General features: G+C 62.8%; 22 protein-coding genes. 10 read left to right on the top strand and 12 right to left on the bottom strand.

Annotation, left to right across the window (positions count from 1 at the left end):
* Positions 1-292: 292 nt before the first annotated feature.
* The gene (locus O3300_RS20615) at positions 293-1,069 is read right to left on the bottom strand and encodes an enoyl-CoA hydratase (protein ID WP_305053967.1); all 777 of its coding nucleotides are present in this window, start codon (positions 1,067-1,069) and stop codon (positions 293-295) included.
* Between the two features lie 63 nt (positions 1,070-1,132).
* On the opposite strand from O3300_RS20615, the gene O3300_RS20610 reads away from it, so the two are divergent.
* Positions 1,133-2,452 (top strand): MFS transporter, encoded by a 1,320-nt coding sequence (locus O3300_RS20610; protein WP_305053966.1) that lies wholly within the window; start codon positions 1,133-1,135, stop codon positions 2,450-2,452.
* A 137-nt stretch (positions 2,453-2,589) separates the two neighbouring features.
* Positions 2,590-3,027 carry a universal stress protein gene (locus O3300_RS20605; protein WP_034785626.1) on the top strand — a complete coding sequence of 146 codons (438 nt, stop codon included), beginning with the start codon at positions 2,590-2,592 and terminating at the stop codon, positions 3,025-3,027.
* Between the two features lie 40 nt (positions 3,028-3,067).
* On the opposite strand, the gene O3300_RS20600 is transcribed toward O3300_RS20605, so the two are convergent.
* Positions 3,068-4,252: a murein transglycosylase A gene (locus tag O3300_RS20600; protein WP_306558300.1), complete on the bottom strand. Its 1,185-nt coding sequence runs from the start codon at positions 4,250-4,252 to the stop codon at positions 3,068-3,070.
* Between the two features lie 106 nt (positions 4,253-4,358).
* Between O3300_RS20600 and O3300_RS20595 the strand changes: the two genes are divergently transcribed.
* Positions 4,359-4,493, top strand: a complete 135-nt coding sequence (locus O3300_RS20595; protein WP_305053965.1) for a hypothetical protein — start codon at positions 4,359-4,361, stop codon at positions 4,491-4,493.
* A gap of 23 nt (positions 4,494-4,516) precedes the next feature.
* Here O3300_RS20595 and apaG read toward each other — a convergent pair whose 3' ends face one another.
* On the bottom strand, positions 4,517-4,891 hold the full coding sequence (gene apaG / locus O3300_RS20590; protein WP_034785627.1) for a Co2+/Mg2+ efflux protein ApaG: 375 nt from the start codon (positions 4,889-4,891) through the stop codon (positions 4,517-4,519).
* A 165-nt stretch (positions 4,892-5,056) separates the two neighbouring features.
* Between apaG and rpe the strand changes: the two genes are divergently transcribed.
* The 7 genes from rpe to O3300_RS20555 all read left to right on the top strand — a co-directional run bounded on the left by rpe (position 5,057) and on the right by O3300_RS20555 (position 11,199).
* Positions 5,057-5,731: a ribulose-phosphate 3-epimerase gene (gene rpe, locus O3300_RS20585; protein WP_077399332.1), complete on the top strand. Its 675-nt coding sequence runs from the start codon at positions 5,057-5,059 to the stop codon at positions 5,729-5,731.
* Complete coding sequence (locus O3300_RS20580; RefSeq protein ID WP_305053964.1) at positions 5,731-6,435, top strand: phosphoglycolate phosphatase; 705 nt, start codon at positions 5,731-5,733, stop codon at positions 6,433-6,435. The genes rpe and O3300_RS20580 overlap by 1 nt, the downstream gene beginning before the upstream one ends.
* Positions 6,436-6,704: 269 nt before the next feature.
* Positions 6,705-8,201 (top strand): anthranilate synthase component I, encoded by a 1,497-nt coding sequence (gene trpE, locus O3300_RS20575; protein ID WP_305053963.1) that lies wholly within the window; start codon positions 6,705-6,707, stop codon positions 8,199-8,201.
* A 1-nt stretch (position 8,202) separates the two neighbouring features.
* Positions 8,203-8,766, top strand: a complete 564-nt coding sequence (locus tag O3300_RS20570; protein ID WP_305053962.1) for an aminodeoxychorismate/anthranilate synthase component II — start codon at positions 8,203-8,205, stop codon at positions 8,764-8,766.
* 65 nt (positions 8,767-8,831) lie between these two features.
* Positions 8,832-9,875: an anthranilate phosphoribosyltransferase gene (trpD, locus tag O3300_RS20565; protein ID WP_305053961.1), complete on the top strand. Its 1,044-nt coding sequence runs from the start codon at positions 8,832-8,834 to the stop codon at positions 9,873-9,875.
* A gap of 33 nt (positions 9,876-9,908) precedes the next feature.
* A complete protein-coding gene (gene trpC / locus O3300_RS20560) occupies positions 9,909-10,709 on the top strand; it encodes an indole-3-glycerol phosphate synthase TrpC (RefSeq protein WP_305053960.1) in 801 nt (266 codons plus the stop codon).
* Positions 10,710-10,728: 19 nt separating this feature from the next.
* Entirely contained in the window at positions 10,729-11,199 is a 471-nt protein-coding gene (locus O3300_RS20555; protein ID WP_305053959.1) for a hypothetical protein, read from the top strand.
* Here O3300_RS20555 and O3300_RS20550 read toward each other — a convergent pair.
* The 9 genes from O3300_RS20550 to dkgB form a co-directional block, all read right to left on the bottom strand.
* Positions 11,150-12,319: a GGDEF domain-containing protein gene (locus O3300_RS20550; protein WP_305053958.1), complete on the bottom strand. Its 1,170-nt coding sequence runs from the start codon at positions 12,317-12,319 to the stop codon at positions 11,150-11,152. The two genes, O3300_RS20555 and O3300_RS20550, sit on opposite strands and share 50 nt — an antisense overlap.
* 214 nt (positions 12,320-12,533) lie before the next feature.
* Positions 12,534-14,444: a M61 family metallopeptidase gene (locus O3300_RS20545; RefSeq protein ID WP_305053957.1), complete on the bottom strand. Its 1,911-nt coding sequence runs from the start codon at positions 14,442-14,444 to the stop codon at positions 12,534-12,536.
* 27 nt (positions 14,445-14,471) lie between these two features.
* A complete protein-coding gene (locus O3300_RS20540) occupies positions 14,472-15,080 on the bottom strand; it encodes a nucleotidyltransferase family protein (protein WP_305053956.1) in 609 nt (202 codons plus the stop codon).
* Between the two features lie 13 nt (positions 15,081-15,093).
* On the bottom strand, positions 15,094-17,358 hold the full coding sequence (locus O3300_RS20535; protein ID WP_305053955.1) for a xanthine dehydrogenase family protein molybdopterin-binding subunit: 2,265 nt from the start codon (positions 17,356-17,358) through the stop codon (positions 15,094-15,096).
* Positions 17,359-17,368: 10 nt separating this feature from the next.
* Positions 17,369-17,827, bottom strand: a complete 459-nt coding sequence (locus tag O3300_RS20530; protein ID WP_289899392.1) for a (2Fe-2S)-binding protein — start codon at positions 17,825-17,827, stop codon at positions 17,369-17,371.
* 132 nt (positions 17,828-17,959) lie between these two features.
* The gene (locus O3300_RS20525) at positions 17,960-18,676 is read right to left on the bottom strand and encodes a DsbC family protein (protein ID WP_034785648.1); all 717 of its coding nucleotides are present in this window, start codon (positions 18,674-18,676) and stop codon (positions 17,960-17,962) included.
* A 158-nt stretch (positions 18,677-18,834) separates the two neighbouring features.
* The gene (locus tag O3300_RS20520; RefSeq protein ID WP_251349245.1) at positions 18,835-20,079 is read right to left on the bottom strand and encodes an FAD-dependent monooxygenase; all 1,245 of its coding nucleotides are present in this window, start codon (positions 20,077-20,079) and stop codon (positions 18,835-18,837) included.
* Between the two features lie 66 nt (positions 20,080-20,145).
* Positions 20,146-21,066 carry an LLM class oxidoreductase gene (locus tag O3300_RS20515; protein WP_369812304.1) on the bottom strand — a complete coding sequence of 307 codons (921 nt, stop codon included), beginning with the start codon at positions 21,064-21,066 and terminating at the stop codon, positions 20,146-20,148.
* 10 nt (positions 21,067-21,076) lie between these two features.
* Entirely contained in the window at positions 21,077-21,901 is an 825-nt protein-coding gene (dkgB, locus tag O3300_RS20510) for a 2,5-didehydrogluconate reductase DkgB (RefSeq protein WP_305053953.1), read from the bottom strand.
* Positions 21,902-21,908: the final 7 nt, after the last annotated feature.

The raw sequence follows: 21,908 nt of genomic DNA, 5'->3' as shown, positions 1-21,908 counted from the left end.
CTATTTCATTATTTCTTGTGAACATTTGATATATTTTAAGTATTACGCCAATCCGAAGATTGACGCTGCACTTACATCAAATGCCCACACTTATCGACTGTTAATTGTTAAAGAACTGTATTCAGTTACTGCTTTCGCGCTATCGACAAAGCGTTGTGTTTGTCAGCTGCGAAGAAGGAAGAGTATGAAGCGTTTCGGCCATTTCGTCAACCTTCTTTTTTACTACCCAGCCCTTGAAGGCTGTCCCTTTTGTGCCGCAAACCAGTGCGTCTCATCGGGGAGGCGAATCATATCAAAGACCGTCGAAGTTTGGCAAGCGCTTTTCCAGAAAAGCGTGCATGCCTTCTTTTTGTGCAGGCGTACCGAAGGTGGCCTGGAACAAGCGGCGCTCGTAGGCGACACCATCCGTCAAGGTGGTTTCAAACGCGCGGTTGACGCAATCCTTGATCATCATGGCCACCGAGGTCGGCATGGCGGCGATAGTCTTGGCGGCAGACAGGGTTTCTTCCAGCAACTTATCGGCCGGCACGACGCGCGACACCAGGCCGATGCGCTCCGCCTCGGCGGCATCGATGGTGCGCGCCGTCAACAGCAGATCCATGGCCTTGGCCTTGCCGATGGCGCGCGGCAAACGCTGCGTGCCGCCCGCGCCCGGCGTGACGCCGACCTTGATTTCCGGCTGGCCAAATTTGGCGCTGTCGGCGGCGATCAGGAAATCGCACATCATGGCCAGTTCGCAACCGCCACCGAGCGCATAGCCGGCCACCGCACCCACCACAGGTTTGCGCACGCGCAAGATATGTTCCCAGTTGCGGCTGATGTAGCCCTGGGTAAAGGTGTCCGGGTAGGTGTAATCGGCCATGGCGGCGATATCGGCGCCGGCGGCAAACGCTTTTTCGTTGCCAGTGAGCACGATGCAGCCGATATTGTCATCCGCGTCGAACTTCAGCAAGGCGTCGCCCAGCTCATTCATCATGTTGTCGTTCAAGGCATTCAAGGCCTTCGGGCGATTCAGGCGGATGACCGCCACTTTGTCCTGGATATCGATGATCAAGTCTTCGTATTGCATATAGTCTCCTCTGGATGAACACGGTGACAACGATTGTAGCGGCTAACGGCAGCGGCGCGGCAGGTGCGCTGCTATTATTGTGAGCCTGATCATTTTCATATCGAGCAAGATATTTTCTCCTCCCTCTTCCAGTACTGCACCCATTACCTGCGCGGCGACGGCAGCGCCGCCAGCGTCAATTTCCGCCGCCTGTGGTTCAGCAACGGCCTCAATTGCTTCGGCGCCCAGATCACCTCGCTGGCCCTGCCCCTGTGTGCGGTACTGTTATTGCATGCGACGCCGGAACAGATGGGCGTGCTGGTTGCCTTGCAGGCGCTGCCGTTCGCCCTGTTCGGCTTGCCCGTCGGCGTGCTGCTGGACCGGCGCAGCAAGCACCCGATCATGCTGTTCAGCGAAAGCATGTCCGGCCTGGCCCTGGCCAGCGTGGCAGTGGCTTACTGGTGCGGCGTGCTGTCGATGCCGTGGTTATATATAGTAGGGTTCATCATCGGCACGGGCTTCGTCGTGGGCGGCGGTGCCGAGCAGGTGTTTCTGACTTTCCTCGTGGGCCGCGATGGCTTGATCGATGCGCAGTCGAAATTTGCCGCCACCGAATCGGCGTCGCGCCTGATCGGTCCCGGCCTGGCCGGCGTGCTGGTGCAGGTCTTGTCCGCGCCCGTCGCCATCCTGTGCACGGCGTGCGGTTATCTGATTTCCGTCTTCAATTTGCGCGCCATGAGCGTGCGCGATCCACGGCCGGCGCCATCCGACAAGCACGCCTTGCGCGACATCGCCGACGGCTTGCTGTTCGTGTGGCGCGAACCGCTGCTGCGCGCGCTGGCCTGGGGCGCCGGCATCTGGCACTTCCTGTTTTACGCCAGCATGGCCTTGACGGTGCTGTTCGCCACGCGCGACCTGGGCATGAACCCTGGCGTGCTGGGCATGACGCAGATGCTGGGCGGCGCCGGCGTCTTGCTCAGCGCCTTCATCGTCAAGCCATTGACGAAGCGCTACGGCGCCGGCCGCACCATCCTGATCGGCCTGGCATCCACCTCCGTGTGCTTTGCCCTGACGCCAACGATTCCGGCAGCACTGTTCGGCAGCGCGGCCGCCAGCGCCGTGGCGTATGCCATATTGATGTTCTTTTTCGATTGCGGCGTGATGCTGTTCTTTATTCCCTACCTGGGCCTACGCCAGAAGGTGACGCCCGATCCCATGCTGGGCCGCATGACGTCGACCATGCGCTTCCTGACGGTGGCGACGGCGCCGCTGGGCGCGCTGGCCGCCGGCTGGATCGCGGAACACTTTGGCGTGCGCAATGGTCTCGCTTGCATCGCGGCCGGCAGCATCCTGTTGACGGTGGCCATGGTGTGGGGCACGCCGCTGCGTAGCGTGCGCACCTGAAGCGATGAACGGGCATACACTGCTAAAAGATTGCCTTGGCGACACTATTCACGCCAAAGCCTGTGAGGTTTGATTTATATCAAGGTTTTAATTGATGTAAATCCATAAGCTGTCTTACATCACTTGAGGAGCACGCTATGTTTAACACCATCTTATTTCCCACCGACGGCTCGCCGTTGTCCGACAAAGCCGCCGAGACCGCCCTCGCCTTCGCCCAACTGAACAAAGCCAAGCTGGTCGCCATCAGCGTGGTGCAGCCCTTCCCGTTCTCGCCGATGGCCGACGGCGGCATCGTGCTCGACGCCAGCCTGTATGAACAGCAGATGCAGGAAGCGTCACAACGCGCCATCGACAAGATCGGCGCAGCGGCAAGCGCTGCTGGCGTGCCTTTCGAAGGCGTGGTGGCCGTATCGCCGAGCCCGCACGATGAAATCGTCAATGCGGCGCAAACCTACCATTGCGACATCATCCTGATGGCCTCGCATGGCCGCAAGGGCTTGAACAAGCTGTTCGTGGGCAGCGAAACGCAAAAAGTGCTGGCGCATACCCATCTGCCAGTCATGGTCCTGCGCTAACCTTGCGCTAGCGCAATCCCCGCCCGGCGCCGCGAGAAACTCAGCGCGCCGGCGCCTGCTTCGGCAACAACACCCACACGGCGCCGCTCTGTTTCATGCGGCCCGCATTCTCGGCCGCTTCCGCGCCAAAGCCAAAGAAATAATCGACACGGATCGGCCCGCGAATGGCGCCACCCGTATCCTGCGCCATCACCAGGCGCTGCATGGGAATCTCGCTATTGGCTTGCGTGGTGGACAAGAACACGGGCGCGCCCAGCGGCAGGAAGCGCGAATCGATGGCCACCGAGCGCTGCGGCGTCAGCGGCACGCCCAGCGCGCCCTTCGGCCCCACTTTCGGATCGGGCAAGCGCTCTTCCTTGAAGAAGACATAGCTCGGGTTGGCGTTGAACAATTCATCCTTGCGCGTGGGATGGCCGGCGATCCACGCCTTGATGCCCTGCGCGGACGCCTGGCTCAGGGTCAGCTCGCCCTTGTCGACCAGGTAGCGGCCGATCGATTTGTATGGATGGCCGTTTTGATCCGCATACGCCACGCGCACGGTTTCCTGCGTATCGGTCAGCTGTACGCGCCCGGAACCCTGCACTTGCAGGAAGAACGCCTCGACTTCGTCATCCACCCACAGCAATTCCTTGCCAGTGACGGACGTGGCGCGCTCGATGTCGGCGCGGGTTGCGTACGGTATCACCTTCTTGCCGACCAGCTTACCCCGCAAGCGCATGTTTTTCAGTTCCGGATACACGCCGGACAAGTCCACCGAAACCAGATCGTCAGGCACCTTGTACAGCGGTGTCTGGTATGGACCGCCGCGCTTGCGCGCGCCGTGCAGCAATGGCTCGTAATAACCGGTCACCAGTCCAGTATTGGCGCCATCGGCGGTGACGACTTGATTTGGCACAAAGAAGGTCTCGAAAAACAGGCGGATGGCCTTGTCGCTGTCGGCATTGACCTGGCGCGCAATCGTGCACGATTCCTTCCAGTCCGGCCGTTTCACCAGCACGCCGCACGAAGCCATGAAGGCGGGCCAGGCGGCGCGCATGTCGTCGCGGGCCCAGCCTGGCAAGGCGGCAAACTTGGCGGGCACGAAGGTGGGCGCCGCCACGTCCGTGGCATCCTTGGCATCGGCCGGCTTGGCAGGCACAGGCTTGACGACGGTCGGCGCAATGGCGGGCGCCTTGCCGCTGGAAGCAGCGGGCGGCGCGACGGGCGGCGTGGTGCAGGCGGACAAGACAAGCGCGACGGCGCCGATTGAAACGGGTAGACTACCGCGTGTAAACAGACGGCTGGTAAATGGGCTGCGGGTAAATAACATAGGGATGCGTATGTGGATCTTGATGATAGAGGCGCTGGTGGCGTTCTTCTTGCTGGCATTTATAGTCTGGTGGACCATGTATTCGGGCAAAAAGCCCGCACCGCCGGCGCGCAAGCACCTCAGTGAAGAACAGGACGCCACCGAAAAACTGAAATAAGGGGGCAAGCCCCCGGCGTTTCCTTAATGCAGGGTGCGCGGCACCGACAGCACGAACTCGGGAATCGGCGCTTCGAACTGATGGCCGTCTTCGGCCACGCAGAAGTATTCGCCGTGCATCGAGCCTTGCGGCGTGCCCAGCATGGTGCCGCTCGTGTATTCGAACTGCTCGCCCGGCTGCAACAGCGGCTGGTGACCGACGGCGCCCAGGCCGCGCACCTCTTCCACCTTGTTGTTTGCATCCGTGATGACCCAGTGGCGCGAAATCAGTTGCGCGCCAGCCGTGCCCGTGTTGACGACGCGGATCGTGTAGCTGAACACGTGCCGCCCCTGGTCCGGTGCCGATTGATCGGGCAGATATTGCGTTTTGACCGTTACCGTAAATTCATAAGTCGCCATCGTCATTCCTCTTCAGACATTGCCAGTCATATTGTGTGTCGCGCGCGCCGCATTGGCCATCGCGCGATGCGTATTCTGTATTTCACCGTACTTCAATGAGGCATGGTAACGGCGTCAGGCGTAAAATAGCGCAAATCGCATTTTCTATCCTTTGGCTACTTCACCATGACAACATTCCGTATCGCTCCCAGCATCCTGTCCGCCGACTTTGCCCGCCTGGGCGAGGAAGTGCGCAACGTCGTTACCGCAGGCGCCGACATCATCCACTTCGACGTGATGGATAACCATTACGTGCCGAACCTGACCATCGGCCCGCTGGTGTGCGAAGCGATTCGCCCGCACGTGCAAGTGCCCATCGATGTGCATCTGATGGTCAAGCCTGTCGATCGCATTATCCCGGATTTCGCCAAGGCTGGCGCGAACATCATCACCTTTCACCCGGAAGCGTCGGATCACGTCGATCGTTCCTTGCAGTTGATCCGCGACAATGGCTGCAAATCGGGCCTGGTTTTCAACCCGGGCACGCCGCTGCATTACCTGGAACACGTGATGGACAAGATCGACATCATCCTGATCATGTCCGTCAACCCGGGCTTCGGCGGCCAGTCCTTCATTCCGCAAGCGCTGAAGAAAATCGCCGAAGCGCGCCGCATGATCGACGAATCGGGCCGTGACATCATGCTGGAAGTCGATGGCGGCATCAAGATCGACAACATCGCCGCCGCTGCCGCCGCCGGCGCCGATACCTTTGTCGCCGGCTCGGCCATCTTCGGCAAGCCGGACTACAAGGCAGTCATCGACGCCATGCGCGCCGAGCTGGCCAAAACGGTGGGCAACTGATGCAGGCGGGCACGGTGAAAGACCACGTACTGGCTGGCGTGCGCGCCGCCATCATCGACCTCGATGGCACGATGCTCGACACCGTGCCCGATTTTCATGTCGCCATCAATGGCATGCGCGCCGAACTGGACCTGGCGCCCATCAGCGCCGACGCCATCAAGTTGATGGTGGGCAAGGGCTCGGAAAACCTGATCCGCACCGTGCTGGCGCTCGACTTCGATGACGCCGGCGTGGAACAGCGTTTCGAGCAGGCGATGGAGGGCTACCAGCGTCACTACCTGGCCATCAACGGCCAGTTCAGCACCCTGTATCCGGAGGTCGAAGCAGGGCTGGCGGCGATGCAGGCGGCGGGCCTGCGCCTGGCCTGCGTCACAAACAAGCCGATCGCCTTCGCCCTGCCCCTGCTGAAACTGAAAAACCTGGACCAGTATTTCGAGATCGTCTACGGCGGCGATTCGCTGCCGAAGAAAAAACCGCACCCCATGCCGCTGCTGCAAGTGTGCGCGGACTTCGACCTGCCGCCATCCAAAGTGGTGGCCATCGGCGACTCCTCGAATGACGCGCAAGCGGCCAGGGCTGCGGCTTGCCCCGTACTGACGGTACCGTATGGCTACAATCACGGACACTCTATACACGATACCGATTCCGATGGTATAGTAAAGACACTGCTCGAAGCAGCCCGTTTTATTGGCATGCAAAACTAACCGGCATACTGACCAAACCCAACACCATATCGTGAACACGTTTCTCATCAAAAAACACAATGTCACCCAAACCGGCTCGATTGAGGCCTGGCTTTGGCGACGCTGGCAATCCTGGCAGGCTTAAGGGCCGAGCCGTTACGATTGCTGCCGGTTGTACACACGTCGTTTGCGCATATTGCGCACGTTGCGTGTCCCGGCAAGTTTTTTGATAACCCACCGCAGGGTTTGTGCACTATGCACACTCATACCCTGACGGCATGGAGAGAAACATGACCGAACTCGAATTCAAATCGCTGGCCCAGCAAGGCTACAACCGCATCCCCCTGATCGCGGAAGCGTTCGCCGACCTGGAAACCCCGCTCACCCTGTACCTGAAACTGGCACAGTCCCAACAAGGCGGCAAGAACACCTTCCTGCTCGAATCCGTCGTCGGCGGCGAACGCTTCGGCCGCTATTCCTTCATCGGCTTGCCCGCCACGACCGTGTTGCGCAGCTATGGCAAACGCACCGGAATCGTCAAGAACGGCACCGTAATCGAAGAACACGAAGGCAATCCGCTCGACTTCATCGAACAATTCCAGTCGCGCTTCAAGGTGGCCCTGCGCCCCGGCATGCCGCGCTTCTGCGGCGGCCTGGCCGGCTACTTCGGCTACGACACCGTGCGCCACATCGAGAAGAAACTCGCCGGCGGCGCGCCGAAAGACGACTTGAAGCTGCCCGACATCCAGCTGATGGTGACGGAAGAACTGGCCGTCATCGACAACCTGTCCGGCAAACTCTACCTGATCGTCTACGCCGACACCACGCAACCCGAATCGTTTTCGAAAGCGCAGCAGCGCCTGAAGGACTTGCGCATGATGCTGCGCCGCGGTGTCGATGCGCCTGTCACCAGCGCTTCCGTGCGCACGGAAACCATCCGCGACTTTTCCAAGGAAGACTACCTGAAGGCCGTCGCCAAGGCGCATGAATACGTGATGGCGGGCGACCTGATGCAGGTGCAGATCGGCCAGCGCATCCGCAAACCTTACGTCGATTCGCCGCTGACTCTGTACCGCGCCTTGCGTTCGCTCAACCCGTCGCCGTATATGTACTTCTATAATTTCGGTGACATGCAGATCATCGGCGCCTCGCCGGAAATTCTGGTGCGCAACGAGAAGACGGCGGACGGCGGCAAGAAAGTCACCCTGCGCCCCATCGCCGGCACCCGTCCGCGCGGCGCCACGCCAGAGCGCGACGCCGAATTGTCGGCCGAGCTGCTGGCCGACCCGAAAGAGATCGCCGAGCACGTGATGCTGATCGACCTGGCGCGCAACGATATCGGCCGCATCGCCGAGACGGGCAGCGTGCAAGTCACCGACCGCATGGTCATCGAAAAATACTCGCACGTGCAGCACATCGTTTCGAACGTGGAAGGCAAGCTGAAGGATGGCCTGTCGAACCTGGACGTGCTGCGCGCGACCTTCCCCGCCGGCACCCTGACGGGCGCGCCGAAAGTGCGCGCCATGGAAGTGATCGACGAACTGGAAATCACCAAGCGCGGCATCTACGGCGGCGCCTGCGGCTACCTGTCGTTTGGCGGCGAAATGGATGTCGCGATCGCCATCCGCACGGGCGTGGTCAAGGACGGCATGCTGTACGTGCAGGCCGCGGCCGGCATCGTGGCCGACTCCATCCCCGAAATGGAATGGCAGGAAACGGAAAACAAGGCGCGCGCCGTACTGCGCGCCGCCGAACAAGTGCAAGATGGCCTGGATGGAGGGTTTTAAGATGCTGCTGATGATCGACAACTACGACTCCTTCACCTACAACATCGTGCAGTATTTCGGCGAGTTGGGCGAAGACGTGCGGGTCTACCGCAACGATGAAATCACGATCGCACAGATCGAGGCGCTGAACCCGGACCGCATCTGCATCTCGCCCGGTCCGAAAGCGCCGGCACAGGCGGGCATTTCCGTGGAAGTGCTCAAGCACTTCGCCGGCAAGAAACCGATACTGGGCGTGTGCCTGGGCCACCAGGCCATCGGCGAAGCGTTTGGCGGCAACGTCATCCGCGCCAAGCAAGTCATGCATGGCAAGACTTCCCTCATCGCGCATACGGGCGTGGGCGTCTTCAAGGACATCCCCAGCCCCTTCACAGTGATCCGCTACCACTCTTTGGCGATCGAACGCGCCTCGCTGCCTTCCTGCCTGGAAGTGACGGCGTGGACGGACGACGGCGAAATCATGGGCGTGCGCCACCGGGAATACGATATCGAGGGCGTGCAGTTCCACCCCGAATCGATCCTCTCGGAGCACGGCCACGCCCTGCTGAAGAACTTTCTCGAGCGCTGATTTTCCGCGCACGCCACGGCGTGCCATCAGTGTCCTCCTGCGCCATCATTGAAGAAGGAAGCATCATGCCGATCACACCACAAGAAGCCCTGCTGCGCTGCATCGAACACCGCGAAATCTTTCACGACGAAATGCTGTACCTGTTCCGCCAGATCATGTCCGGCGAAATGTCGCCCACCATGATCGCCGCCCTCACCATGGGCTTGCGCGTGAAAAAGGAAACCATCGGCGAAATCGCCGCGGCCGCGCAAGTGATGCGCGAGTTTTCCACCAAGGTGCCCATGGCCGACACCACCAACCTGCTCGACATCGTCGGCACGGGCGGTGACGGCGCGCACACGTTCAATATTTCCACCGCCTCGATGTTCGTGGCGGCGGCAGCCGGTGCGCGCGTGGCCAAGCATGGCGGGCGCAGCGTCTCTTCCTCGTCCGGCAGCGCCGACGTGCTGGACTCGCTGGGCGTCAACATCAACCTGCAGCCCGAGCAGATCGCCCAGTCGATCGCGCAAACGGGCATCGGCTTCATGTACGCGCCCAACCACCACGCGGCCATGAAGCATGCGGCGCCCGTGCGCAAGGAACTGGGCGTGCGCACCATCTTCAATATCCTGGGCCCCTTGACCAATCCCGCCGGCGCGCCGAACATTTTGATGGGCGTGTTCCACGCCGACCTGGTCGGCATCCAGGTGCGCGTGTTGCAGCGCCTGGGCGCGCAGCACGCCATCGTCGTGTATGGCCGCGACAATATGGATGAAGTGTCGCTGGGCGCGGCCACCATGGTCGGTGAACTGGTCAACGGCGAAATCCGCGAATATGAAATCCATCCCGAAGACTTCGGCATGTCGATGATCGCCAGCCGCAACCTGAAGGTGGCCGATTCCGTGGAATCGAAAGCCAAGATGATGGAAGCGCTGCGCGGCGAGCCCGGTGCGGCGACCGACATCGTGGCCCTGAACGCGGGCACGGCGCTGTACGCGGCCGGCGTGGCCAGTTCGATCGAAGACGGCCTGGCGCGCGCGCGCACGGCCGTCAGTTCGGGCGCGGCCCTGGCGAAACTCGCGCAATTCGTGCAGGTCACGCAACAGCTGGGCACCCCGGCACAAGCGTAAGCTGCCGCCCTCCTTTATAGAATAGCGACCATCATGTCCGACATACTCGATAAAATCCTGGCCGTGAAAGCCGATGAAGTAGCCAGGGCCAAGGCCCGCCGCAGTCTGGCCAGCCTGCGCGGCGACGTGGAAAGCGACAGCGCCCTGCGCGTCGGCCTGCGCGGCTTCGAAGCGAGCCTGCGCCAGCACATCGCCGCCGGCAAGCCCGGCATCATCGCCGAAGTGAAAAAGGCGTCGCCGTCGAAAGGGGTCATTCGCGCCGACTTCCGCCCTGCCGACATCGCCGCCAGCTATGCCGCGCATGGCGCGGCCTGCCTGTCCGTGCTGACGGACGAGCAGTTCTTCCAGGGTTCCGTGGCATACCTGCAGCAGGCGCGCGCCGCCTGCGCCATTCCCGTGCTGCGCAAGGATTTCATGGTCGACATGTACCAGATCTATGAAGCGCGCGCCATGGGCGCCGACTGCATCCTCCTGATCGTCGCTGCGCTCGACCATGGCCTGATGGCGGAAATGGAAGCGTGCGCCCACGAACTGGGCATGGGCGTGCTGATCGAAAGCCACGACGGCGACGAACTGACGGCGGCCCTGAAACTCAAGAGCGCATTGATCGGCATCAACAACCGCAACCTGCGCACCTTCGAAACGTCGCTCGACACGACCATCAAGCTGTTACCGCGCATCCCGCAAGACAAATTGATCATCACGGAATCGGGCATCCACGGCACGGCCGACGTGCAACGCATGCGCGATGCGCACATCCACAGCTTCCTCGTGGGCGAAGCGTTCATGCGCGCGCCCGACCCCGGCGTGGAGCTGGAACGCCTGTTCAGTTAAACCATGGTAGGCTGGTAGCATGAGACACGGAATTATCGTCCTTGCCGCCGCCAGCCTGCTGTCGGCCTGCCAGACCGCGGCCCCGCCGGCGGTGAGCACGTCCACGCCCACGTCCACGCCCCCTCGCACGCCGGCCGCGATACAGCTCGCGGACAGCATCGACGCCTACAAGTCGCTGGTGGCGCAGCAGATCATGGCCGCCAACAGTGCCTACACGTTCAGCGGGCGCCTGCCGCCCATGCTCCCTGCCATCGTCGTGCTCGACCTGAGCGTGGGCCCGGACGGCGAACTGAAAAGCGTGCACGTGCACCGTTCGCGCGACAGCGAAGCATCGGCCGCGGCGCTGGCCGCCGTGCGGCGCGTGCCCACCCTCTTTCCGCCAGCGGCACACCTGATGCACCGCCACGCCCGGACCTTCGATTTCTCCGAAACCTTCCTGTTCAACGACCAGTACCAATTCCAGCTGCGGACCTTGTCCGGTCCACAGTAAACGCGGCGGTATCGAGTTCGATACGGTCGCGTCCCCGTTCCTTGGCCAGGTACAGGGCCGCATCAGCGCGCGACAACAGCTGTTCCAGCCCTTCCACCACCGACGCCTGGCAAGCGACGCCGATGCTGACCGTACACGGCGGCAGCCCTGTATGACTGGGCTCGCGCAGCAAGGCACGGATGCGTTCGGCCACGCCCAACGCATTATGCGCCGGCATGTCCGGCATCAGCACGACGAACTCCTCGCCGCCGAAACGCGCCACGCAATCCGATTCGCGCAAGGCGCCCTTGATAACGGTGGCCACATGCGCCAGCACCCGGTCACCCACCGCGTGACCGTGGCGGTCATTGATCAATTTGAAGTAATCGAGGTCGATGCTGAGCAATGTCAACGGCAAGCGGCGGCGGCGCAGATTGTCTATCTCGCGCGCATAGGCGTCGCCAAAGCCGCGCCGGTTCAGCACCTGGGTCAGCGGATCATGGGTCGAGCGGCGCTCCAGTATCTGCTGCAGGCGGCGCGTCGCCATCGTCATGAAGCCCACCGTCAGCAGCAGCGCCATGAAATTGGCGACCGCCAGATAGATGCCGGCCGGCGTGCCGGCCACCGTCAGGTTCACGCTGGCGCCGCCATGCAGCAAGGCAGACACGCCGCGCGCCAGCACCACGACGGCTTGCATCAGCATCAGCGCGGCAAAGAAAAAACTCGAGAAATGGCGCTCGCCGTGGCGCCACACCAGTTGCACCTGGCGCGCATAAAACAGGAAGACCAGCAGGGAAAAGACCGCCACGCGCGCCGAGAAATCGGGGTGCGCCAGCAACCACCAGCTATTGCCGGCGATGGCCAGGGCAAGTATCAGCAGATAGGCGCGGCGGCTGGGCGCCAGGCCAAAGAATTTTTCCGTGCCCAGCATCGACAGGCCGATGCCGGCCACCAGCGCCGCATTGGCCGCGATCATGGACAATGCCGGCGGCAGCACTTCGCGGGTGCCGAACAGCAGGGACGCGCACACCAGCAACAGCAAGCCGGCCGCCCAATGCCCCAGGCCATGCACCTCGCGCCGGAAACTGCGATACACCGAGAACATGACGATGCTCATCGCCCCGCACATCAGCGTGGTCATCAGCATAATCGTTCGAGGATCGAGGGTTTGCACGTTGGGCGCGATCTAAAAGAAGCGGTTCGGCAATTTTAGTTTAGTTAAAGAAAAATTAGTTCATTTGCAGTAAATATGATGGCAAGCCGCCAGTTTCACCGGATAAGTTGCATTTGGGAAATTGCTGCTTGAAATAAAAACCGGCCAGTGACGGCCGGTTTTCTGTCTTACTGCATGAGCATCATGCCGCGCTAGGACGCTTCGGCCCCGTGGCTTTCTTCGGCGCCGGCAGCAGCGCCAGGCTGACGCCGGGCACGCGGTCGCCTTGCAAGACGGCTGCAAACGTCATCAGCTCGTCGCGGCGGAAGGCGTGGATGGCCACCTTGGCGCCGACGGCGTAGCGGCCCAGCAAGGTGTCCAGGTTGGCAGGGTTACCCGTCACGCGCAAGCCATCGATGGCCACCAGTACGTCGCCCGCCGACAAACCGGCCACGTGCGCCGCGCCGCCCTGGTGCACCTGCGCCAGCTTGGCATCGTTGCCGTCGCGGCCCAGGTTGACGTCCAGGCTGGCCTTTTCCGCCTTGCGCGCGTCGCTGTATTTCACGCCGAACGGCGCCAGCAGGCGCGCCAGCGGCACGTCGTCCGTGCCGCGGATGTAGCGCTCGAAGAAGGGCTTCATCCGCGTGCCCGCAATTTCATCGAACAGGGCTTCGACTTCGGCCGGCGTCACGCCGCGGCCTTTGCCTTCTCCCTTGCCCTTGTAGAAATCGCGGCCATAACGCTGCCACAAGGCCTGCATCACGTCGTCCAGCGACTTTTCACCATTCGTCTTCGTGCGCAGTGTCAGATCGAAGGCCAGCGCGATCAGCGAACCCTTGGTGTAGTAGCTGACGATGGCGTTCGGCGCGTTTTCATCCTGGCGGTAGTACTTGCCCCAGGCGTCGAAGCTGGAATCGGCCACGCTTTGCTTCGTGCGGCCGCTGCCGCGCAGCACGCTGTTGACGGTTTTCCCCAGCAATTTGAAATAGGTCGCTTCATCGATCAGGCCAGCGCGCACCAGCATCAGGTCGTCGTAATAGCTGGTGAAGCCCTCGAATAGCCACAGCAGCGGCGAATAGCTTTCCGCCTGCAGGTTGTACGGCGCGAAGGCGGCCGGCTTGATGCGCTTGACGTTCCAGGTGTGGAAGTACTCGTGGCTGCACAAGCCCAGGAATTTCAGGTAGCCATCGCCGATTTCCGTGCTGTTTGAAGCCGTCGTCGGCAGGTCGGCGCGCGCGCAGATCAGCGCCGTCGAGGCGCGGTGTTCCAGGCCGCCGTATCCGTCGCCGACGGCCATGGTCATGAACACATAGCGGTCCATCGGCGCTTTCTTTGTCTTTGGCTCGAAGAAGGCGATCTGCGTTTCGCAGATGGCTTTCAGGTCGCGGCACAGGCGGTCCAGGTCCAGGTTCGGCACCTTGCCCGTGACGACGATATCGTGCGGCACGCCATGCGCGGTGAAGGTGGCCAGCGCGAAGTCGCCCATCTCCACCGGGTGGTCGATCAGCTCGTCGTAGTTGGCCGCCTGGTAGCTGCCGAATCCATAGCGTTTCGCTTTCAGTTCCGGCAGGGTGGTGGCCACTTTCCACGTCTTGCAGGCCGCATCCTTCGGCTGCACGATATGCACTTCATGCGGCTCGGCCTCCTGGCCCAGCACGCGCAGGAACACGCTGGTGCCGTTGAAGAAGCCGTGATTCTGGTCCAGGTGGGCGGCGCGCACGGACAAATCCCAGGCATACACGTCATATTCGACGGTCAACGGGCCCTTGCACGGGGCGGCTTGCCACGAATGCTTGTCCAGCTTGGTCAGCGCCACGGCCTTGCCATCGGACTCGGCGCGGATGCTGACGATATTGCGCGAAAATTCGCGGATCATGTAGCTGCCCGGAATCCAGGCCGGCAAGGCAAATACCTGACCGATGGCGGCCGGCGACTTGACGGTCAACGTCACCTTGAACATGTGACCGGCCAGGTCAGCGGCGGCAATGCTGTAGATGATGCCGGCGGCCGGTGTGGCTTTCACTGCGGTTTTTGCCGCGGCTTTGCTTGTGGCTTTGCCGCTTGCCTTGGCTCCCGCCTTGGCGGTGATTTTTTGAATCGGTGCTTTCTTCATGTTTTCCTCGTGTCTGGCATGGATGTTCTACAATCGCCCGGGCGCGCCAGGCGCCGGCGACAAATCGTCAGGTGTATCAATATCGCGCAAGATGCCGCTGTCGTCCACTGCTACTTCGCACACGGCATGGCTGTTGACGATGCTGCGCGCGCCCTGGTCGCCATCGAGTGCCAGCAGCAGCGGCAAGTGAAAGGCGCTGAACGCGACAGGATTGCCGCGCCGTCCCCGGAACACGGGCACGGCGATGCGCGCGCCATCGCCGATGGCGTGCGACAAGGCGGCGATTGTAGCCGCTTCCACACTCGGCATGTCGCCCAGCGCGATCAGCCAGCCCGGCGCGCCGCGCACGTGACCGATGGCGCAGGTGAGCGAGGCGGCCATGCCCGTGTCGGCATCATGGCAGACGCGCACCTCGCAGCCCAGCGCACCGAGCTGGCGCGCGACCTCGGCATCGTCGGGGCGCACCACGGCCAGCACGCGCGGCAAGGCAGCCAGCATATTCCTCGCTGCCGCCACCACCACCGGCAGACCCGCGTGCGGTCCTTCCGCCAATGGCTGCAATAATTTGTTCTGCACGCCGGAAGGGTCGAACCTGCGCCCCCTTCCGGCTGCCAGCAAGATGCCGACCGTGCTCAAAAAACCGCTACCGTCATGCGGCCGCCAAATCGAAAGGCAGCTTGCGCAGGCGCTTGCCCGTCAGCGCGAACAGCGCGTTGGCGAAGGCGGGCGCCAGCGGCGGCACGCCTGGCTCGCCCATGCCCGTCGGCGCATCGCCAGACGGCACCAGGTGCACCTCGATTACCGGCATGTCGGGCATGCGCGGCACGGGGTAGTCGCCAAAATTCTGCTGCTCCACCACGCCATCCTTGAGCGTGATGGCTGCGCCGGGAATCGTCATGCCCAGCGCCATCAGCGCGGCGCCCTGCACTTGCGCCTCGATCGTCAGGGGATTGACGGCCAGGTTGCAATGCACGCCCGCCCATACCTGGTGCAGCTTGGGTGCGCCTTGTACCACCGACGCCGTCACCACATAGGCCACCACGGAATTGAACGATTCGTGCATGGCCACGCCCCAGGCTTGCCCCTTCGGCAGCTTCTTCTTGCCGTAGCCGGACTTGGCCACGGCCAGGTCCAGGGCGGCGATGTGGCGCGTATGCTTGGCGTCGATCAGCTGCTTGCGGTAGGCGACGGGGTCCATCTTCGCCACGTGCGCCGCCTCGTCGATCAGGGTTTCCATGACGAAGGCCGTGTGCGTCGAGCCGACGGAGCGCCACCACAGCACGGGTACGTTCGCCTTGGCCGTATGCACGGACAGTTTCATCGGCAGGGTGTAGGGCTCGCCCATACCTTCGACCATGGTGCCGTCGACGCCATTTTTCACCATGAAGGCTTCGAACGGCGTGCCGGCCATGATGGACTGGCCCACGATGGTATGGTCCCAGGCGAGGATTTTCCCTTTGGCGTCGAGGCCGATCTGCGCGCGGTGCACGTGCGACGGCCGGTAGTAGCCGCCCTTGATATCGTCCTCGCGGCTCCACATCAGCTTTAACGGGCCGCCCTTGCCCGCCGCCCGGTACGCCTTGGCGACGTTGACGGCTTCGACCACGTAATCGGACGAGGGCACGGCGCGCCGGCCGAAGCCGCCGCCGGCCATCATCGTGTGCAGGGTGACCTGCTCCGGTTTCAGGCCGGACGTGGCAGCGATGGCCGCCTGGTCGCCCGTCTGGAATTGCGAACCGACCCACATCGTGCATTTGTCGGCCTGCAGGTCAACGACGCAATTGAGCGGCTCCATCGGCGCATGCGCCAGGTAGGGAAATTCGTAGACGGCTTCGATCTTTTTCGGCGCCGAGGCCAGCTTGGCCATGTCGGCAGGTTTGGCGACGGTGCCCGGCGTTTTCGCCAGGGCCTTGAAGGCGGCCAGCTGCTTGTCGCTGCTGACCTTTTCCACGGCGCTCGTGTCCCATTCGATCACCAGCGCATCGCGCCCCTGTTTGGCCGGCCAGTAGCCTTCGGCGATCACGGCCACCCCGCTGCCACCACGGTCGGTTTTGACCTCCAGCACGTCCAGCACGCCCTTGATGGCTTTCGCCTTGTTGGCGTCGAATTTCGCCACTTTCGCGCCAAACACGGGCGGGCGCGCCACCATGGCCACTTTCGCGCCAGGCGGCTTGAAGTCGATGCCGAACTGCTGCTTGCCCGTGGATTTGGCGGCCGCGTCCAGGCGTTTCACGGGTTTGCCGATGATGGCAAAGTCGCGCGGGTCCTTCAGCTTGGCGGTAGTGGGCACGGGTTGGCGCATGGCCGCGTCGGCAAATTCGCCATACGTGGCCTTTTGTCCGCCGGGGCCATACAGCACGCCCTTGGCGGCGCGCACCTGGTCAGGGCTGACTTTCCATTGTGCGGCGGCGGCGCCCACCAGCATGGCGCGCGCCTTGGCGCCGATTTCGCGGTACTGCGTAAACGAATGGGCGATGCTGCCCGAACCGCCCGTCATCTGCATGCCGTAGGCGGCATCCTTGTACTGCTCGCCGGCAGGCGCCAGCGCGCCGTGCACCAGGCTCCAGTCGGCGTCGAGTTCCTCGGCGATCAGCATGGGCAAGCTCGTTTGCACTCCCTGGCCAAATTCCAGCCGGTTCACCTGCACCGTCACCGTGTTATCGGGGGCGATGTGCAGGAAAGCGTTTGGCGCGTACACGGGCTTGGCGGGTGCGGCATCGGCCGCCTGCGCCAGCTTGCCTGCGCCTGGCAGGAAAAAGCCCAGCATCAAGCCGCCGCCGGCCACCGCGCCCGCCTTCATGAAACCGCGACGCGACACGCCATCCGCCACGCCCGGCGAAACCGATGCCAACGCCGCGCCCAGGGTCACCCCGCCATGCTGCAATGCTTCCTGATTCAACCATTCGATACGCATGTCGCTCTCCTCAGGCCAGGGTCTTGGCCGCGTCCTTGATGGCGGCGCGGATCCGTTGATAGGTGCCGCAGCGGCAGATATTGCCGCTCATGGCGCCGTCGATGTCGGCATCGCTGGGCGCCTTGTTGGTGCGCAGCAGCGCCGTGGCGCTCATCACCTGGCCGCTTTGACAGTAGCCGCATTGCGGCACGTCGTGCCGCACCCACGCCGCCTGCACGGCCTTGCCCACCTGGTCGTTTTCCATCGCTTCGATGGTGGTGATCTTTTGCGTACCGACGGAGGAAATCGGCGTGATGCACGAGCGGATGGCCTGGCCGTCGAGGTGCACCGTGCAGGCGCCGCACAGCGCCATACCGCAGCCGAACTTGGTGCCCGTCATGTTCAGGTTATCGCGCAGCGCCCACAGGATGGGCGTGGAAGGATCGGCATCGACCTGCGTGTCGCGTCCGTTGATATTCAGGGTAATCATCTGCTGCTTCTCCTTTTTGGAATTGTTATGGCGTCTACAAACAACACTTGATGATACGACAGCGGAAAAAAGTGCAAAAAAAAGCGCGCCTTGCGAGGGCGCGCCGTCCAGCCTTCCTGGCGACAGCCCGGATTACTTAATGGTCGAGAATTTCTGTTCCAGCGTTTTCGCATCGACTGCGCCCGGAATGCGGCTGCCGTCGGCAAAGAAGATGGCAGGCGTGCCCGACACGCGCAATTGCTGGCCCAGGGCCAGGATTTTTTCATGCGGATTGGCGCAGGTGGCGGCCACCGTGGCTGGCGCCTTGCCGTTCAACATCCAGTCATCCCAGGCCTTGTTGCGGTCCGGCGCACACCAGACATTGCGCGACTTGACGATGGAGTCCGGCGACAGGATGTTGTACATGAAGGTGTAGACGGTGACGTTGTCGATTTCCTTCAGCGCGTTCTGGCGGAAGCGCTTGCAATAGCCGCAGTTCGGATCTTCGAACACGGCGATCACGCGCTTGCCATTGCCCTTGACGGTCTTCATGGCGGAATCGAGCGGCAAGTCGGAGAATTTGATGCGATTGACTTCGTCCAGGCGCACCTTGGTCAGGTCTTGCGACGTCTTGGCGTCGAAGACATGGCCGACGAACAGGTATTGCGCGGCCTTGTCCGTGTACAGGATGTCGCCGCCCGTGCGCACTTCATACAGGCCGCCGTACGGCGTTTCCTTGACCGAATCGACCTTGGCGCCTTCGCCCAGACGCGGCTCGATCAGCTTCTTGATGTTCGCTTCCGTTGGCGTTTCCGCGCCGGCGCACGACATCATCAGGCCCGAGGCCAGTACCAATGCGATTCTGCTCATTTTTATCACTATCACTTCTCCACTTGAAACGCCTGGCGGGACTCGCCTCTGGCCCGGCATCGTTATCTCTTTGACAAAACGATCGCCGCAGACCAGCTGCGGCGACCTTGATTTTCACACCTGCCATTATCCGGCGATATCTTAAGATTCGCTGATATTTACTGATGTCCCAATGCGTGCGCGATCATTTTCCGCTTCAGGGCCGGTAATTTATCCAGCAAGTTTAATCCCAAATTGCGAACCACGCGCAACGGCTCCAGGTCGGCGCCAAATAATCGCGCCAGGCCATCGGTGGCCAGCTGCATCAACAGCACGTCTTCCTTGCGCGCTCGCGCATAGCGGGCCAGCACGCGCTCGTCGCCGATGCCGCGGTGCGCTTCGCGTTCGCTGATCGTCTTGACCAGCTGCGCCACGTCGGCAAAACCCAGGTTCATGCCGTGGCCAGCCATCGGGTGCACCACGTGGGCGGCGTCGCCCACCAGGGCCACGCGCGGCGCCACCATGGCGTGCGGGCGCATCAGGGTCAATGGGAAGGCGCGCACCAGCTCCGGCTGCAACGGCGTCAGCTTGCCCAGTTTGTCGTGGCAGTAGGCGGCCAGGCGCGCGGCCAGGGCGTCGGCCGATTCGGCCATCAAGGTGTCGGCCAGCGCATCGGGCGCCGACCAGACCAGCGAGACGCGGTCGCCCGGCAGCGGCAGCAGCGCGACGATGCCTTCGCTGCCCGTGAACCACTGGTGGGCCGCGCCATGGTGCGGCTTTTCGCAGGCGAAGTTGCTGACCACGCCGCGCTGGCCGTAGGAGCGGTAATCGAGGCCGATGTCGCACTGGCCCCGCACCCACGACTGGGCGCCATCCGCGCCCACTACCAATGCGCAAGTGATGGTGTCGCCGCCATCGAGATGCACGATGGCCGAGTCGTTCGTCCATTCCAGGCGGCTGGCGCGGCCCTGCACCACGCTGACGTTCGGCGCAAATTTCAGGGCGGCGTCCAGCGCCTGGCCCAGGTTGCGGTCTTCGATGATCCACGCCAGCGTGCCCACATGGGCGCCATACGCGTCGAAACCGAGTCCGCCCGCCTGCGCGCCGTCGCCGTTGACCAGCATGGCGTCGACGGGCGCCACCCTGTCGGCCTCCAGAGCGCCCCATACCTTCAGCGACGACAGCAGCTGGTGCGCCGTGTGATTGAGCGCATACACGCGCACATCCCAGCTGGCCTCGACCGGCTTGGCGGCCGAAGGGGATGTGGGCGCGGGCGGGCTCACCGGGGATAACAGGGTGACGCTTTGTCCTGCCTGGGCAAACGCCAGCGCCGTGGTTTTCGCGATGGCGCCATTGCCGACGATGCAAACGTCGCTGTGGCTATGCATGAAGCGCCGCATGGTAGGGGGAGTGGGACTGTTCATGCGGCCATTATAGCGTTTGCCCCACCCTTTTCAGATAGTCCGGAAGTACAGGACGCGTGTCCCAGATCAAGCGATGCCATGAAAGACGGGCAGCACGTGGTCCGCGATCTCCTGCATCGTCTCGGCCAGCGGGCGGCGGTTCTGCCGCAGCTGCAAGCCGATGTGCCGCACGCCGGCGTCGCGCATGGCCGTCAACTCGGCGATCAGGCCATCGCGCCCCGTGCGGGCACCAAAACGGAAGCGCTGCAGCGGCAAATTCGGGTCTTCGTCCAGGCCCAGGTGGATGAAGCTGACGTAGGGTTTATCTTCCCCGGCGACGGCGCGCCATTGCGCCGAGCGCCGCGCATGGTCGTCCGGCGTACCCGGATAGGCGAGCCAGCCATCCATTTGCTCGCCTATCCAGGCGGGCGACTGCTGCGCCAGCCCCGCCACCAGCAGCGGCAAGGGCGCGGACGGCTTGGGCAGCAAACGGATGCCGGGCGGCAGGCGCCTCTCGCCCCAGTCGCGCAGCATGGCCACCTGTTCGCGGAACGCCGCGCCGCGCTGCTCGAAGTCGCGGCCGAAGACGGGATATTCGACAGGACGGTCGCCGCTGGCTACGCCCAGCAGCAAACGTCCGCCGCTCAACTGGTCGACGCTGGCCGCCGCTTTTAACGTCAATACAGGCTCGCGCAGGGGCAGCACCACGGCGGCCGTGCCCAGCAAGATGTTCTCCGTGATGCCGGCCAGGTAACCGAGATAGGTAAATACCTCGAAGACCTGGGCCGCGTCGCCGAACGACGGGTCATACAAAGGCACGTCGCGCAGCCACAGGGCCCTGAAACCGAGGCGGTCGGCCAGTTTTGCCAGCGCCGCATGCTGTTGCAGGTCCGGTTCGCCCGGCACGCGGCCGGACGCCGCATTCGCCTGGCGCCCCGTGGACGACCAGTCATTATCGAGCGGCAGTTCCAACCCGATGCTGAAACCGCCCTGCCCGAGCTTCGTCATGGCGCCCATATCAATCCCACTGCGGCGCCAGGCCGTCCGGATTCGCCAGGCGTTCGCCACGCTCCAGGGTCGCCATCTGCGCCATCTCGTCCGGCGACAGGGTGATGCGCTGGAAATGCAGGTTCGCTTCCAGGTTGGCCCGTTTGGTGGACGACGGGATCACGGCAAAGCCCTGCTGCAGCGACCAGCTCAGGGCCACTTGCGCCGGCGTCACGCCATGTTTTACCGCGATGGCCATGATGACGGGATCGACGACCACCTTGCCGTACGCGAGCGGCATGTAAGCCGTGATGTGGATGCCCTGGCTGCGCGCAAAATCGATGACGGTGCGGTTTTGCAGGAAGGGGTGGATTTCGACCTGCTGCGTGGCGATTTCAGACGCGCCCACCGCAGCGATGGCTTGCTGCAGCTGCGCATTCGTGAAATTCGATACGCCGATGGCTTTCGTCAGCCCCTGCGCCTTGGCGTCCGCCAGCGCCGCCATGTACTCGGCGACGGGAATGGCGTCCTGCGGCGACGGCCAGTGGATCAGGGTCAGGTCCAGCTGCTCCAGCTGCAGCTTGTGCAGGCTGTCCTTCAGGCTGGGAATCAGTTTATCGCGCTGCAGGTTCTCGATCCAGATCTTGGTGGTGACGAACAGTTCGTCGCGCGGGACGGGGCTGGCGGCGATCGCCTGCCCCACTTCGGCTTCATTGCCGTAGATTTGCGCCGTGTCGATATGGCGGTAGCCGACGTCGAGACCCGTGGTGACGGAATCGATGACGACCTGGCCCTGCAGGCGGAAGGTTCCCAGGCCGATTTCAGGGATGGCGGTGCGATTTGTGGTGGCGTTCATGCGGTAA

It is taken from the genome of Janthinobacterium sp. SUN206 (assembly GCF_030587305.1).
Lineage (GTDB): Bacteria > Pseudomonadota > Gammaproteobacteria > Burkholderiales > Burkholderiaceae_D > Janthinobacterium > Janthinobacterium kumbetense.
The sequence above is the reverse complement of the archived record's forward strand: the minus strand, read 5'-3'. Positions and strand labels throughout refer to the sequence as shown.

Excerpts from the sequence above, each read along its gene's own strand:
- O3300_RS20550 (WP_305053958.1), bottom strand. The coding sequence starts at position 12,319 with ATGACCACGCTGATGTGCGGGGCGATGAGCATCGTCATGTTCTCGGTG.
- O3300_RS20580 (WP_305053964.1), top strand. The coding sequence starts at position 5,731 with ATGCAGGCGGGCACGGTGAAAGACCACGTACTGGCTGGCGTGCGCGCC.
- O3300_RS20520 (WP_251349245.1), bottom strand. The coding sequence starts at position 20,079 with ATGAACAGTCCCACTCCCCCTACCATGCGGCGCTTCATGCATAGCCAC.
- O3300_RS20595 (WP_305053965.1), top strand. The coding sequence starts at position 4,359 with ATGATAGAGGCGCTGGTGGCGTTCTTCTTGCTGGCATTTATAGTCTGG.
- dkgB (WP_305053953.1), bottom strand. The coding sequence starts at position 21,901 with ATGAACGCCACCACAAATCGCACCGCCATCCCTGAAATCGGCCTGGGA.
- O3300_RS20515 (WP_369812304.1), bottom strand. The coding sequence starts at position 21,066 with ATGACGAAGCTCGGGCAGGGCGGTTTCAGCATCGGGTTGGAACTGCCG.
- rpe (WP_077399332.1), top strand. The coding sequence starts at position 5,057 with ATGACAACATTCCGTATCGCTCCCAGCATCCTGTCCGCCGACTTTGCC.
- O3300_RS20570 (WP_305053962.1), top strand. The coding sequence starts at position 8,203 with ATGCTGCTGATGATCGACAACTACGACTCCTTCACCTACAACATCGTG.
- O3300_RS20555 (WP_305053959.1), top strand. The coding sequence starts at position 10,729 with ATGAGACACGGAATTATCGTCCTTGCCGCCGCCAGCCTGCTGTCGGCC.
- O3300_RS20525 (WP_034785648.1), bottom strand. The coding sequence starts at position 18,676 with ATGAGCAGAATCGCATTGGTACTGGCCTCGGGCCTGATGATGTCGTGC.
- trpD (WP_305053961.1), top strand. The coding sequence starts at position 8,832 with ATGCCGATCACACCACAAGAAGCCCTGCTGCGCTGCATCGAACACCGC.
- apaG (WP_034785627.1), bottom strand. The coding sequence starts at position 4,891 with ATGGCGACTTATGAATTTACGGTAACGGTCAAAACGCAATATCTGCCC.
- O3300_RS20605 (WP_034785626.1), top strand. The coding sequence starts at position 2,590 with ATGTTTAACACCATCTTATTTCCCACCGACGGCTCGCCGTTGTCCGAC.
- trpE (WP_305053963.1), top strand. The coding sequence starts at position 6,705 with ATGACCGAACTCGAATTCAAATCGCTGGCCCAGCAAGGCTACAACCGC.
- O3300_RS20530 (WP_289899392.1), bottom strand. The coding sequence starts at position 17,827 with ATGATTACCCTGAATATCAACGGACGCGACACGCAGGTCGATGCCGAT.
- O3300_RS20535 (WP_305053955.1), bottom strand. The coding sequence starts at position 17,358 with ATGCGTATCGAATGGTTGAATCAGGAAGCATTGCAGCATGGCGGGGTG.
- O3300_RS20545 (WP_305053957.1), bottom strand. The coding sequence starts at position 14,444 with ATGAAGAAAGCACCGATTCAAAAAATCACCGCCAAGGCGGGAGCCAAG.
- O3300_RS20615 (WP_305053967.1), bottom strand. The coding sequence starts at position 1,069 with ATGCAATACGAAGACTTGATCATCGATATCCAGGACAAAGTGGCGGTC.
- trpC (WP_305053960.1), top strand. The coding sequence starts at position 9,909 with ATGTCCGACATACTCGATAAAATCCTGGCCGTGAAAGCCGATGAAGTA.